Genomic DNA, 15,382 nt, shown 5'->3' on the forward strand with positions numbered 1-15,382 from the left:
TAAAAATTATGGGGGGGGGTATTTTTTTGGAATTGATGAAGCGGGGTTTATTTCAATTTTAAGTTGAAAAATTAAAATTGATTATTTATGGGTATAATATTTCTTAACTTACATATATCCCCGGAGAGAAATTCATAACTCTAAACCTTGAGATGATGAAAAAGGTCTTCATTTTAATTTTATTTAATTGCATCGCTGGACATTTGGATGCACAAAGTCTTGCAATTAATATTGATGGATCAGTAGCAGACGCAAGTGCTATGCTTGATATAAAGAATCCAAATAAAGGAATACTTATTCCAAGAACATCAACTACAACCAGGATAGCGATTGCCACTCCTGCGAAGGGATTAATGGTGTATGATACTACAACAAATAGTTTTTGGTATCATAATGGTACAGTATGGACAGAATTGAGCCAAGGCAGCGGACTGGCATGGAATATTGCAGGAAACACAGGCGTAAACCCAACAACAAACTTTCTTGGAACAATAGATAATATTCCTCTAAGTTTCCGTATTAATAATCAGAAAGCTGGTAGAATTGACTCAACATTTTCCAATTCATTTTTTGGTTACCAATCTGGCAATTCTAACACAACAAGTAAAAACAATACGGCAATTGGCTTTCAAGCTCTATATTCATTAAATCCATCTGGTGGAGAAGAGAATACCGCAATTGGATCTTTAGCGCTTAAAAACAACAATGCTGAAAGAAATACTGCAGTGGGGTATAAAGCTTTAACCGCAAATACAATTGGCGTTTATAATTCTTCATTAGGCATGCAGTCTTCAAACGCAAATACAACAGGATCCTTTAATACTGCAATAGGGGCTATGGCACAAAATTCCAATACAACAGGCAATAATAATACAGCCATAGGATATGGAGCTGTAGATCATAGTATTGTGTCCAGTTATAACACTGGTGTAGGTTCAAGGGCCATTGGAGGAAATGAAACAGGGGAAAATAACACAGCTATAGGTTCCTATGCATTATCAGCATTAATAGGTTTTTTTAATGTTAATACAAGTACGGCTGTTGGTTCACATGCTCTATTCCACAGTAATGCATTTGTTTCCGGAAGTTCATCAGGGAATGTTGCAGTTGGGGAACGTGCAATGTATTCAAATGGTAGCGGTTCAAGTAATACGGCTATTGGCACACGTGCTATGTATTTCAATAATAAAGGAGGAGGTAATACTGCTGTGGGTGATTATACTTTATATTCAAATACAAATGCAGAACTAAATGTTGCTCTTGGTTCACAAGCATTATATACACAATCATATGATAATGGAGGCGCCGCCTGGGTTTCTGAAAATGTAGCAGTTGGCTATCGATCACTTTATAGTAACCAGCCTACAGCTCAAATTAATGGATACAGGAATGTAGCTATAGGTTCACAATCAATGCATGAAAATACAACCGGTACCAAAAATACAGCAATGGGATATCAGGTACTTTTTAATAATACTAGTGGTGATTTTAATACTGCTATTGGCTTTAATACATTATTTGCAAATAAAGCTGGTTCTAATTCAACAGCAGTTGGTGCTTTCGCTATGTTAAATGCTTATGATAATAACACCGCCTTTGTAAACAATAATGTGGCATTTGGTTTTGAAGCATTGATGGGCAATTTACCAACCTCAAATAACACTGGATTAAAAAATACTGCAATTGGATATCAAGCTATTAGAGAAAATTCAACAGGGAATAATAATACAGCAGTTGGATGGCAAGCTATGACATTAAATACAACAGGCGGCTTCAACACAGCAATCGGGTCATCAGCATTAGCCAGAAATAATGTAGGTGAAGGGAATACTGCTATCGGAAGTCAGGCTTTATTAATGAATACTGCGGGAAGTAGTAATGCTGTTTTAGGTAATGGGTCTCTTAGTCAAAATTTAGCAGGTAGTTCTAATACTGCTATTGGTGCTTTGGTTATGGGTAATGGAAGAATAGGAAATAATAATACTGCAATAGGGGCTGGCACTCTATCATCTAATTATGCAGGAGATAATGCAACAGCAGTTGGCTATAATGCTATGGCTAACACAAATCCTTCGCAGGCGCAATTTATCAATTATAGTGTTGCTTTAGGTTATCAAGCTCTTCGTGGCTCTACAACTGTAGCGAATAATACAGGCAATTATAATACTGCTATTGGTTATCAAACTTTGCTTAACAATAGTGGAGGTCAAACTAATACTGCAACTGGGGTGCAAGCACTACAGAATAATACTTTAGGAAATGCAAACACTTCAAATGGAATGCAATCTCTAATAAACAATTCTACTGGCTCATGGAACTCGGCCTATGGTTCACAAGCTTTATATTTAAATACAACTGGTATAGAGAATACTGCTGTTGGCTTTGAATCACTTTTCTTTAATTCAACAGGCAATAGAAACACGGCTTTAGGTCTTGTCGCTGGTTACCACTGTTTGGGTGATAGTAATGTCTTTGTTGGTTATAATGCAGGTTATTATGAAACAGGTTCAAACAAACTTTATATTTCAAACAGCAATACAACCACTCCATTAATTGGCGGTGATTTCTCAACTGGAATTGTAACTATTAAATCATTACTTACTTTGGCTCCTACTACAACACCCGCCAGTCCGGTTAAGGGGATGATCTATTTTGACAATACGACAAACAAACTCCGATGTTATGATGGAACAGTATGGAATGATTTGTGGTAAGAATAATCTAAATCGAGAATAAATCAACGAATTAAGAGTATAGTTCCATTTAAAAAGACTTCTCCTTTAGAATCAGATCCTTTGATTAAATAAGTATATGCGCCATTGGGAAGTTTTGTTCCTTTATAAATTCCGTCCCATCCAGTGTTTATATCTGTTGTTTTGAAGATTTCATTACCATACCGATCATACACAATAAGGTACTTTAAACTTAAAGATGTTCCAGGTGGAATCCGGAAAACATCGTTCTTGCCGTCTCCATTGGGGGTAAATGAATTTGGAATATAAATTTCTCTTAGAACTTTTACGGTTAGGTTTTTATCTGCATAGCAGCTATTAGTTGCAACTACTTTTAAGTTATAAATAGTAGTAACTGCAGGGTTAGCGACTGGATTAGATATTAATGGATTATTCAAACCCATTGATGGCGTCCATAAGTAACTGACGATATTGCCAGTAGCAGTGGCATTTAATTGAATCGAATTGCCTGCCGATATTGTCGGGGTTGGAGGATTGAACGAAATAGGGGAACAGGCTTTACAATCATTATTATTGTATCAGAATAAACGAATGGTGTGATTGAGCAGCTAGATACCGTACTCATAATGCAATTAACTTTATCCCCATCGGAAAGGCTGTTATTGGCATAGGTAAGCCCGTTTCCACTGACATTGATACCATTTAATTGCCATTGAAATGCCGGCGTGGTTCCAACATTAGCGGGTATTGCAGTGAAGGTAACAGGAATACCGGTGCAAATTGCACCTGACGGGTTTGCAGTAATGTTTATGACCGGATTAGGACTAGAGTTTACTGATATGGTTATAGTGTTTGAAGAGGCTGTGTTGACAGCCAGGCAGGTTCCGCTGCTTATTGTTATATCGCAAGTAACATTATTCCCATTAATCAGCGATGTGGTGGCAAATGTATTCAAAGGACCACTCTGAATACTAGTTCCATTTACTTTAAAATTATAGTTCACAGTACCACCTCCTGTATTTGTTGTTGCAGCCGTAAAAGTTACCAGAGTCCCTGAGCAGATAGTACCCGAAGGAATGGCGGTAATATTTACGGCAGAGGTAATATTCGGATTCACAACCATAGTAATGGAGTTTGAAGAAGCGGTAGTTGAGGTGAGGCATGCTCCTCCAACAATAGTAATATCACACGTAACTGTATTTCCGTTATTGAGTGTTGCAGTTGTGAGAATATTCAAAGGACTATTCTGAACGCTGGTTCCATTAACTTTAAAATCATAGGTTATTCCACCACCACCGGTATTTGATGCAACAGCAGTAAAAGCAACCGAAGTTCCGGAGCAGATAGTACCCGAAGGATTGGCGGTAATATTCACGACAGGGGTAATATTCGGATTTACAACCATAGTAACGGTATTTGAAGTAACAGAAGTTGGCGAAGCGCATGCTAAACTGGATGACATGTTAACTGTAACAAGATCGCCATTTGCAAGAGTGGTGGTTGTAAATACTGGAGAATTAGCACCAGCATTAACACCATTAATCTTCCATTGATAACTAGGGTTAGCTCCACCATTAGTTGGGTTGGCGGTAAAAGTCACCGATGTGCCAACACATGCGGTTGTAGAAGATGCCACTATTCCTACAGATGGGGTTATTACCGCAGTAACGCTCATGGTTATTGTGTTTGAAGAAGCTACTGTTGATGTCAGGCAGGTGCCTCCAGTTATTGAAATGTCACAGGAAACTGCATCACCATTAATCAAAGTCGATGTAATAAACATGTTAGAACCACTGTTCTGAACACTTATTCCATTAACTTTAAAATTATAGTTCACTATGCCACCTCCTGTGTTTCCTGCAGTTGCAGTAAAAGTTACTGATGTACCAGAACAAACAGTGGTACCGGGATTAGCAATAATACTTACAGAAGGAGTGGAATTTGAATTCACTGTCATTGCGATGGTATTGGATGTTGCGGTATTGGTTGTTAAGCAAGTACCCCCACTTATGTTAATATCACAGGAAACTATATTTCCATTTGTAAGTGTATTTGTTGTGTATGTATTTGATCCGCTATTTTGAACGCTACCTCCGTTTATTTTAAAATCATAAGTAACTGTTCCACCAGCGGTATTACCCGCTACTGCCGTAAAAGTTACTGATGTACCAGAACAAACAGTGGTACCAGGATTAGCCGTAATATTTACTGAAGGGATTAAATTGGGATTCACTACCATTGTAATGGTATTGGATGTTGCTGAAGATGGAGAAGCGCAGGTTAAACTGGATGTTATTATGACTGTAACATTATCTCCGTTAGCCACTGAATTTGTTGTATATGTTGAAGCATTTGTTCCAACATTTCCGCCATTTACCTGCCATTGATAACCTGGTGCAGGACCTCCATTATTAGGTGTGGCTGTAAAAGTTACTGATGAACCAAAACAAATAGTGGTACCAGGATTAGCTGTAATATTTACAGAAGGGATTAAATTAGGATTCACTACCATTGTAATAGTATTGGATGTTGCGGTATTTGTTGTCAAGCAAGTACCACCACTTATGCTTATATCACAGGAAACTATATTTCCATTTGTAAGTGTATTTGTTGTGTATGTATTTGAAGCACCATTTTGGACACTGCTCCCATTTATCTTAAAATCATAGTTTATTGTACCACCAGCAGTATTTCCTGTAGTAGCAGTAAAAGTTACAGACGTTCCAGAGCAAATCGCACCAGGTGGATTTGCAGAAATATTTAGTGTTGGTGTTGACGTTGGGATCACACTTACAATCAAAGATTGTAGTGGAGAAATACCACAGGAATTATTAGCCGCAACTGAAATAATCCCTCCGGTAGCTCCAGCAGTTGCATTAATACTTGTTGTTGACGAATTTCCCGTCCAGCCTGATGGAAGTGTCCATGTATACGAAGTGGCACCGGTAACGGCTGGAATACTATAAATATTTGAACTTCCGCTACAAACAGTAGGATTACCTGAAATTGATCCAGGTGTTGACATTAATAAACATGGGCTATATTTCGCAGCAAATGCATCAATGGAACCGTTCGAAGTAAGATTCATTGTTCCGACATTAGGATCAAAATCTGCAGTACCATTAAAATGCCCGCTACACGTAACATGCGTGGCCATCTGTTTTAATAGATGTACACTTGGTTCCGGTAAAACCTGTACCAATATTAAAAGCCCATTGATAAGCGCCCAAGGTTGAATATTTAGCTATAAAGATATCGGGCACTCCCGTAGAAGCAGTTAGATTTGCAACCCCTGGGCCCGGATCAAAGTCAGTCGTATTGGAAAATTGTCCTGTAATATATATATCGTTTGAAACGTCATTAATAAGACTTAGTCCCCAATTAATTAAACCAGTGTTTGGTGAAGAAACTAAAGAGAAAGCCCATTGATAAACGCCCGAGGAATTATATTTGGCTAAATATGCGCCAAAACCTGTAAGATTAGCTGTACTTGGTCCCGGGTTAAAATCAACAGGTCCCTGGTAAAATCCTGTTATATAAATATTATCTAAGGCATCTATGGCAATACTATAAGCGTTATCGTCTAAAGTTCCACCAACTCTGAAGGCCCATTGATAAATTCCTGACGAATTATACTTTGCAACAAAGATATTGTGGCCCGGATAAGATGTTAGAATTGTAAGATTAGCAACCCCTGGGCCAGGATCAAAATCAGCCGTACCTCCAAATTGTCCCGTTACGTAAACATTTGATGAGCCATCAACGACCAGAGAATATCCTAGGTCTTCAAATTGGCTACCGATATTAAAAGCCCATTGATAAACACCAGACGAATTATATTTGCTACAAAGATATCATCTCCTCCAACAACAGTAAGGTTAGCAGTTCCAGGCCCGGGATCAAAGTCTGCTGTTAACCTAAAATAACCAGTAATAAATATATTGCCTGAGCCATCTACGGTAATAGATTTCGCCCAATCCCAATCTGTACTACCAATCTTAAAAGCCCATTGATAAACACCAGACGAATTATATTTTGCTACAAAAATATCGGCAGCACCATTACTTGTAAGATTAGCTGTGCCTGGTCCCGGGTCAAAATCGACAGTACCTCCAAAATATCCTGAAACATACACATTACCAGATCCGTCAATCTTAATTATTGGCCAATTAGCAGTTCCGTTTACGTTTCCTATACCAAAAGCCCATTGATAAATTCCATTTGCATTATACTTTGCTAAAAATAAACTCCCTCCTGTTGCGCCTATAAGAATAGCTGTCCCAGGGCCAGGATCGAAATCTACCGAACCACTAAATGTTCCCGTAATATATGTATTTGAAGAAGCATCGAGTGCATTTGAAGTTGCGCCATCTCCAAATGTGGCGCTTCCTATGTTAAAAGCATAATGAAGGTTTGGATTTTGTGCATTTACATTATTGTTTAATGCAGAAAAGAATATTAAAATAATTAGGTAAGTGGTTTTGAAATGAGTACTTGCCGAAATACTCTGACAATAGGCAAATACTTTAAATCTGAGCTCATTTATTTTATTAGTAGCCAGCATTGGTTTTATATAATTGATGAAAGAATATTTCATCTGGTAATCTCACTGTAAACAAATTACTACAAAACCGATGTAATATTAAATATCTTGCATGTTTCCTGTAAATAAATATTCTATACCCGCAATTCTAGACAAAGAATTGATTTTGAATAGTGATGTTTTAAAGCATTCTGAATATTCTAAATATTTTGCAATTTTCAGCTTAAATTAGTGATCAATAAACCTTTATGCCCAATCAAAGCCCAGAGCAAAAAGCCAGGGAATCTATTGACAAGCAACTCATTGCTTGCGGGTGGGTTATACAGGACAAGGATAAAATCAATCTTTCAGCTGGCTCTGGAGTGGCCGTTCGGGAATATCTTACAGACACAGGGCCGGCGGATTATATATTGTTTGTGGATCGTAAACCTGTTGGTTTGATTGAAGCTAAAAGGGAGGAAGAGGCTGTTCGGCTGACCATGCATGAAGAACAGACCAATGAGTATCGTACCAGTAAGCTAAAACATCTTAATAACGAGGCCCTTAATTATGCTTACGAAAGTACCGGGCAGCTTACCCGATTTACCGATTTCAGGGATCCTAAACCCCGCTCAAGGCCTGTCTTTTCCTTTCACCGCCCTGAAACCTTCAGAGATTGGCTAAGACAAAATCGTTCTTTGCGAGAGCGGCTACAGGATCTTCCGACTTTGGAAACTGATGGGCTGAGAGATTGCCAGATAAAGGCGATCAATAATCTTGAAGGTTCTTTTAGGAATGCCCGGCCTAAGGCCTTAATACAGATGGCTACCGGCTCTGGAAAGACCTTTACGGCAATCAGTTTTATTTACCGGCTGCTTAAATTCAGTAATGCCAAAAGGGTGCTATTCCTGGTCGATACCCGAAACCTTGGCGAACAGGCTGAGCAGGAATTCATGAGCTTTATGCCCAATGATGATAACCGGAAGTTTACCGAGCTCTATAATGTGCAGCGGCTAAAAAGTAGTTATGTAGCCAATGATAGCCAGGTATGCATCAGTACCATTCAGCGCCTAAATTCAATTTTAAGAGGCCAGGAGCTGGATGAGAATGTTGAGGAAGAGAATCCCAATGAACGGAAAGTATTATCCCAAAGAACCGATGAATGTGGTGTATAATGAAAAGTTGCCTATTGAGTTTTTTGATTTTATTGTAATAGATGAATGCCATCGGAGTATTTATAACTTATGGAAACAGGTATTAGATTATTTCGATGTATTTCAGATAGGGTTAACTGCAACACCCGATAATCGAACTTTTGGCTATTTCAACCAGAACGTGGTAAGCGAATATGGTTATGAGGAGGCGGTAACGGATGGGTACTGGTTCCTCAATGTATACCTTATCGAAACAGAGATTTCGAAGAAAGGGGGTGCTATATGGAAAGGGGAATACGTGGATAAGAGGGAAAAACTCAGCAGAAAGAAAAGATGGGAACAGGTAGATGATGATATAACATATACAGCCAAGCAGTTGGACGATGATGTAGTGAATCCTAGTCAGATAAGAACTATTATACGAGCATTTAAAGATCACTGGAAGGAGATATTTCCGCAGAGAGAAGAACTGCCCAAAACCTTAATATTTGCCAAAACTGACAGCCATGCCGATGACATTATCAATATTACCAGGGAGGAGTTTGACGAAGGCAACCAGTTCTGTAAAAAGATAACTTATAATGCCGAGGATCCCAAGGGTACGCTATCACAGTTCCGGAATACCTTCTATCCCCGCATTGCCGTCACGGTTGATATGATCGCCACCGGTACGGATGTAAGCCCTTTAGAGATGGTTTTCTTTATGCGTGATGTAAAAAGCCGCAATTACTTTGAGCAGATGAAAGGCAGAGGCACCAGGACGGTCTCACTGGATGATCTGCAGAAAGTAACGCCAAGCGCAACTTATACTAAAGATCATTTTGTAATTATTGATGCAATTGGAGTTAGCAAAAGTGTAAAACAGGATAGCCGGCCACTGGAGCGTAAGCCAACTGTACCGCTAAAGGATTTACTGCAGGCGGTTGCTGTTGGCGCACAGGATGTAGACACTTTTACTACTCTTGCAAACAGACTGCTGCGATTGAATAAACAGATGACTGAGAAAGAACATCTCCAGTTCCTGGAAAGAACAAAAGGTGTTCCGTTAAGGGAAGTAGCAAAGAGCCTGCTGGAAGCATTTAATCCAGATATCCTGGAAGACATCAGGTTAAAAGTAGAAGTAGCCCATGGGCATGAGTCGCCTGCTAAGATGGAAGAACTGTTTAAAGCACAGCATGAAAAGATACTGGTGGAAGCTGCCTCCCTATTCAACGGAGAGCTGAACAACTTCATTGATAATGTACGGAAAGTGCATGAGCAGATCATTGATGTGGTTAATATTGACACCGTAACCAATATTGGCTGGGACAAAGACCAAAAAGAAAAAGCCGAAGCTCTGATTACTGATTTTAAAACCTGGATGGAAGCACACAAAGAGGAAATATCAGCCCTGCAAATATTCTATAACCAGCCATACCGGCGCCGGAATTAACTTTTGGTATGATTAAAGATCTCCTGGACAAACTAAAAACAGATAAGCCCTTATTGGCACCTCTGAGAGTATGGGATGCTTATGAACACGTAAAGGGGAACAAACATTCAGTAAAGAATGAGCTGATTGTGCACACACCGGTTAAATTGACCACCTCATACCGGTGCAAATTGACCACCAGTTTTGCTGGCGAAGATTTCAGTATTCATGCATGACTTTAAAGCTGTCATTTTGGCTTTTTGTTTATAGTTTATTTATTGTTTTTCGGGTTGATTACCGTTTTTTCTCCTTAAAGATTCTCCTTTCAGTTCCAGCCTATGAGCCTGGTGGATGATTCGATCCAGGATAGCATCAGCAACTGTTTTTTCGCCGATTATTTCATGCCACTTGCTGACTGGTACTTGTGAAGTTACAATAATAGATCCTTTCCCATGCCGGTCTTCAATGATTTCTAAAAATGCGGCCCGATTTTGTGCATCCAATGGATTGATACCAAAGTCATCGAGGATCAGCAGGTGTTGTCGTTCTAGTTTGGCTAGTTCCCTGATATATGAACCATCCGCTTTTGCCATCTTGAGCCGGGCAAAAAGTTTTGGAACACTGTGGTATACTACCCGGTACCCCATGCCACAGGCCTGGTAACCGATTGCAGAAGCTATATAGCTTTTACCGATACCAGTACTTCCTGTGATGAGTATGTTCTCCTGCTTTTCAAGGAAGCTGCACTCTGTAAAACGCATCACCTGGTTCTTCTCCATATTGCGGTCGCTGTTGTAGATAATATCTTCCAGCGCTGCCTTATAGCGGAACCTTGCGTTTTTCACCTAGCGTTCAATAGAACGGTTCTGCCGGTCGTCCCATTCGGCATCAATAAGGTGTTCAATAATTTCATCGGGAGTATAGCTTTCCTGCTTCCCCGATTCCAGGCTCGTTTTAAAAGCCCGGTGCATGCCGAAGAACTTCATCTTCCGCATCTTCTCCATAGTTGTTACATTCATTGTCTATCGTTTTTGGTTAATAATTATTGGTAATAATCTTCCCCCCGTATATTATCATGCAGGGGCATCTGTTCCTCGGTATTTTCTTCCTCGGCCTGTTTGTCCAACCCACGTTCCAGTATCTTCTGTATCGTTTTATAATTGTAAAGCCCATAGCCCAGGGCCCGCTGACAGGCCCTGGTCAGTCGTTCAGTACCCACTTTGTTTCCAAAACTTAATACTCCCAAACAGGATTTATACGCCTGCTCGGGATGTTGTTTGCGGTCCAGTATCTTTAAAATGTAAAGGCGCACGTCTTCATGTATACCCGCTGCCCAGTTTAAAAACTTATCGGGTGTCCATTCACTCACAAAGCGATGGGCAGAGGCGAGATGATCTTTTTCTGTACTGTAGGTATAGGAACTCTTTACACGCTTATGCAGAGCTATGCGTTCATAGTTATAAAATACTTCCACGCTATGACGGGAATACAGAAGCTTTACTTTCTTTCCAATAAAGCGATAGGGAACACTGTAGTAATGCTTATCGGGACTAAGACTCACATGGCCGTTCTTCATGACCGTGACAAAGAGTTGTTTTTTCATTTCATAACGCAGCGGAGGAAGCGGCTGCATAACCAATCGTTCCACTTCTTCGTACTGTTGTCTGCGACTGTAATTACGTCCTCTCAGCATCGCATCATTGTGCTGTTCCAGTGCAATGCGTATAGCCGTATTTAGTTCCTCGAGGCTGAAGTAGGCATTGCCTCTGAGCTTTGCATAAATACGGGTATAGACCAACCGCACTGCATTTTCTACCAATGCCTTATCTCTGGGTTTATAAGCCCGTGCCGGCAATACCGTTGTACCATAATGTTCAGCAAAATCAGCAAAGGTCTCATTTAAGGTAGGCTCGTATTTGCTGCTGCGGGTAACAGCTGACTTTAAATTATCCGGAACAATAGCTGCAGGCACACCTCCGTAATAGTGCATGGCATTTTCACAGGCTGCAATAAAATCATCCTTTTGCTGGGTCATTACCGCTTCCACATAAGTAAGTTGGCTGGCACCCAGTATCGCTACAAATACCTCTACATCACGGATCTCACCGCTTACCCTGTCTATAATACTCAACCGGTCACCGGCAAAATCCACATACATTTTATCTCCAGCCTTGTGTTCCATATGCATGCTGGGATTCACCTGGCCCTTCCACTGAACGTAGTAATGGTTAAACTGTGAGCGGCCCACACCATCGGGATATTGTTTTCGGTAGTCTTCCCAGATCAACTGGCGTGTCACTCCCTTTTTCTTCAACTCTTTGTCGACATAGGGGAATAAACCAAAAAGTGTTTGCAGCCTGTGGGCTGGTGGCTTCTCGGGAGGCTGGGTAAAAATCAATTCCAGGTCAGTATCACAGAGCTCAAAAATTTCATAAAATCTAACCCGCTTTGTAAGAATATCTGTACGTATTTTTTTACTGTGTTACGCGACACACCGGTCTGCTCAGCTATGCTCAGCTTTCCTTTCTTTTGGGAATACAAACGCAGGATTTGACGTATCTTGTTCATGCTGATAAATTGATTGGCCATGTTGAATGAAGTTTGATTACTCAAAGCTTATTCAATCATGACAGCTTGTCAACATCAACACTGAAATCTGCTTGCCGGGATGGTCAATTTGGACCGGCGAAGGGGGGTCAGTTTCAACCGGCGAACAGGGGTCACTTTAAACCGGTTTCAGGTGGTCAATTTCACCGGATTTTGCAGCCATATTTATAATCTTCTTGAAAAGAGTAATATTCTTGGCAACTGTGTTAGGCCCGTTGCTATCCTTCACAATCATGAAATTTATAAACTGTTCAAGAAACATATGAGTAATTTCAACTAAAAGAATATCAGAAATACCATGTTCGCTGCTTAGAAAGCGCTCGATTTTTAGTTTAAAGAAATGGTAGTTCTTAATTGTATTCATGGAGAAGCTTTTTCCAGCCTGAGATGCAATCATCTCGTTATGATATTGAATTGCTTCAAGCAGGGTTTTGTCGTTTGAGGAGATGCCTAGTAGGTGGTTCTTGATCTTTTTGAGGTCTATATATTCATCCTGGAGTAATACCAGGGTCTGGATCTGAGCCAGGCGCTTTTTGTAAGCATCAAGGGATTGATTGATTTGATTTGCCAAATCAAAACCATCAAGGACTTTGCTCTTTCGTGTGTTCCAGTATTTGGATGGAGTAAATAGGCCAGTCGAGACCTCAATTTTACGCTTTCCCTTTATTAGTCGAATGTAGATGGGTGCCATTCCCTTCTTGTTTGCCTTGCTTTTATTAAGCCAAAAGAGCGATTTTAGTTTGCTATCCATACTGATTGTTTTGGACAACCAGGGCAGGTTAAAACAGGTGACCGATTTGGTGACCAAAATGGGCAAAATAAGCAGTACTGCAGCGGGGGCTAAAATAAGAAAGCCTTTATAACTCATTCGCTATAAAGGCTTTCTGTAAATAAATGCGCTGACTATGCTGTAGGGGAAGGGATCGAACCTTCACGAGGCAGTTAGCTATAACACAAAGCCTGCCTACCGGCAGGCAGGTTCGGTGGTCGACCCCGGTCATCTCGCCTTAGGCGAGACGGCTCTATGTTACGTTTATCCTGTTGTCCTCACCCCCGAGACAAGGGGGCATGTCTGCCAAAAATTTCATCACCCCACAATTTTCAAGAACTTGTTTGATGACACAAATCTATAGGAATATCCAATATGTTTAAAATATTTTATCAAAAATTTGGAAATTATAGAAATAATTCAAATATTTGTTTATTAGTTTAAAATATTTTAAAAACACAAAACGAAATGGCTGCTAAATTAAATCTTGACAAATTAGACCTCCAGATCATTCACGAAATGATGGAAACCGCAGAGATCTCTTATGCCGAACTGGGAAAAAAACTGTTTGTAAGCGGAGGTACCATTCATGTACGCATAAAAAAATTACAGGAATCCGGTATTGTCAAAGGTACAAAACTGAACGTGGATCTGAAACAGCTGGGATATGATATCACCGCCTTTGTGGGCATCTACCTGGAGAAAAGTTCTTTGTACGATACCGTTGCCAAAGACCTGATGAATATACCCGAGATCGTGCGGCTGAATTACATCACCGGTAACTACAGCATGTTCATCGAAATAGTCTGCAAGGATATTACACAGCTTCGTTCTGTGCTGCATGATGAACTGCAGAAGATAAAAGGGATCGAACGTACCGAAACCTTTATTTCGCTTGAAGAAGGATTTAACCGGAATGTGCAGGTGGCGCCGGCGGTGTGAGGATGCCGGATGCCAGATACAGGATACCAGATGCCAGATGCCGGATACAAGATACCAGATGCAGGATACCGGATACCGGATACAGGATGCACCCAAAGACTTTGAAAAACTCTTATATGCACGGGAACTATCCGGTATCTTGTATCACGTATCGGCTTTACGTTTCCTTCACATCCACCGCATCTCTCAACCCGTTTCCCAATAAATTAAAAGCAAGCACCAGCAGCATGATGGCAAAGCCGGGTATCAGTGCCAGCATGGGATTGTGGGTGATGATGAAATTGTAATTCTCCTTTATCATCAGTCCCCAGCTGGGTTGCGGCGGCTGAATACCGATCCCCAGGAAACTTAGTCCCGCTTCCACAATGATGGCCGTGGCAAAATTTCCTGCAGCGATCACCATTACAGGCCCGAGTATGTTTGGTAAGATATGGCGAAGGATGATGCGGTTGTTTCGTAAGCCCAGCGCCCTTGCCGCCTGTACGTATTCCATTTCCCTGATGGCCATTACCTGCCCGCGGATCAGGCGGGCCACACTCACCCACATCGTCAGTCCGACCGCAATGAAGATCTGCCAGAATCCTTTACCCATGGCCATGGTGATGGCGAATACAAGCAATAAAGTAGGGATGCTCCAGGTAACATTCACCAGCCACATGATGAGTTCATCAACCCAGCCACGGTAATAACCGGCCAATGCACCTAAAATGATCCCGAGTGTCAAAGAAATAAGCACGGCTATTAAACCCACCGCCAGGCTCACCCTTGTGCCGATGATCAGCCTGCTTAAAATATCACGGCCGAACTTATCGGTACCCAGCCAGTATTTCCTGGTAATGATGCTTTGCGCAATGGCTGCCGGGTTGTTGTTTGTTAATTCTTTGATGGAATAATACTGCACAAGGGTTGTGTCTTCGTCAATATATTTATTTACCAGCAGGCTGTCATCATGGATGCGGTAGCCATTGATGGGAATAAGGCGACTGCTGTTCTTCCTGCCATTCCATAAAACAGCTAGCCAGTTTTGCGGATCGCTGCTTTTGCGGTCCGGGATAACCAAAAACTGTTGTGTATAGCCGGGCTTCTTTGCCTGTATCTCCACCGTCTGCAGGTCGGCATTGGGAGAATTATCGGGAGCAATGATATAGCCGAGCAGGGATAAAACAGCGGCCATAACAATAATGAGCAGTCCAAATAAAGCGCCCTTGTTTTTCTTAAGGCGCTTCCAGGTCTCTGCCCTGAATGAAAAGTGTTTGCCTGCCATGCTGTAAATTACTGATTCAG

At 40.9% G+C, this 15,382-nt stretch carries 7 protein-coding genes and 3 pseudogenes; 3 read left to right on the forward strand and 7 right to left on the reverse strand.

The genetic code is table 11. The annotated features are described in order from the left end of the window. Positions 1-155: 155 nt before the first annotated feature. Positions 156-2,714 (forward strand): hypothetical protein, encoded by a 2,559-nt coding sequence (locus IPJ02_15515; GenBank protein ID MBK7376897.1) that lies wholly within the window; start codon positions 156-158, stop codon positions 2,712-2,714. A gap of 23 nt (positions 2,715-2,737) precedes the next feature. Here the strand turns inward: IPJ02_15515 and IPJ02_15520 are convergent, their stop codons facing one another. From IPJ02_15520 to IPJ02_15530, 3 genes are all read right to left on the reverse strand, one after another. Further along, on the reverse strand, positions 2,738-3,130 hold the full coding sequence (locus IPJ02_15520; GenBank protein MBK7376898.1) for a gliding motility-associated C-terminal domain-containing protein: 393 nt from the start codon (positions 3,128-3,130) through the stop codon (positions 2,738-2,740). Positions 3,131-3,183: 53 nt separating this feature from the next. Further along, entirely contained in the window at positions 3,184-5,850 is a 2,667-nt protein-coding gene (locus IPJ02_15525) for a hypothetical protein (protein MBK7376899.1), read from the reverse strand. Positions 5,851-6,471: 621 nt separating this feature from the next. Next, on the reverse strand, positions 6,472-7,257 hold the full coding sequence (locus IPJ02_15530) for an SBBP repeat-containing protein (GenBank protein MBK7376900.1): 786 nt from the start codon (positions 7,255-7,257) through the stop codon (positions 6,472-6,474). A gap of 227 nt (positions 7,258-7,484) precedes the next feature. On the opposite strand from IPJ02_15530, the pseudogene IPJ02_15535 reads away from it, so the two are divergent. After that, positions 7,485-10,016 (forward strand): annotated as a pseudogene (locus tag IPJ02_15535) (DEAD/DEAH box helicase family protein). Between the two features lie 39 nt (positions 10,017-10,055). Here IPJ02_15535 and IPJ02_15540 read toward each other — a convergent pair. The 3 genes and pseudogenes from IPJ02_15540 to IPJ02_15550 all read right to left on the reverse strand — a co-directional run bounded on the left by IPJ02_15540 (position 10,056) and on the right by IPJ02_15550 (position 13,255). Then, positions 10,056-10,799 (reverse strand): annotated as a pseudogene (locus IPJ02_15540) (ATP-binding protein). A 23-nt stretch (positions 10,800-10,822) separates the two neighbouring features. Further along, a pseudogene (locus IPJ02_15545) lies at positions 10,823-12,369 on the reverse strand (IS21 family transposase). 136 nt (positions 12,370-12,505) lie between these two features. Next, positions 12,506-13,255: a phage integrase SAM-like domain-containing protein gene (locus tag IPJ02_15550; GenBank protein MBK7376901.1), complete on the reverse strand. Its 750-nt coding sequence runs from the start codon at positions 13,253-13,255 to the stop codon at positions 12,506-12,508. 369 nt (positions 13,256-13,624) lie between these two features. Between IPJ02_15550 and IPJ02_15555 the strand changes: the two genes are divergently transcribed. Next, the gene (locus IPJ02_15555; protein ID MBK7376902.1) at positions 13,625-14,098 is read left to right on the forward strand and encodes an Lrp/AsnC ligand binding domain-containing protein; all 474 of its coding nucleotides are present in this window, start codon (positions 13,625-13,627) and stop codon (positions 14,096-14,098) included. Positions 14,099-14,255: 157 nt separating this feature from the next. Here IPJ02_15555 and IPJ02_15560 read toward each other — a convergent pair whose 3' ends face one another. Further along, positions 14,256-15,362, reverse strand: coding sequence for an ABC transporter permease (locus IPJ02_15560; protein ID MBK7376903.1), 1,107 nt, complete (start codon positions 15,360-15,362; stop codon positions 14,256-14,258). Between the last annotated feature and the right edge of the window lie 20 nt (positions 15,363-15,382).

It is taken from the genome of Chitinophagaceae bacterium (genome assembly GCA_016710165.1).
Taxonomy (GTDB): Bacteria; Bacteroidota; Bacteroidia; order Chitinophagales; family Chitinophagaceae; genus Ferruginibacter.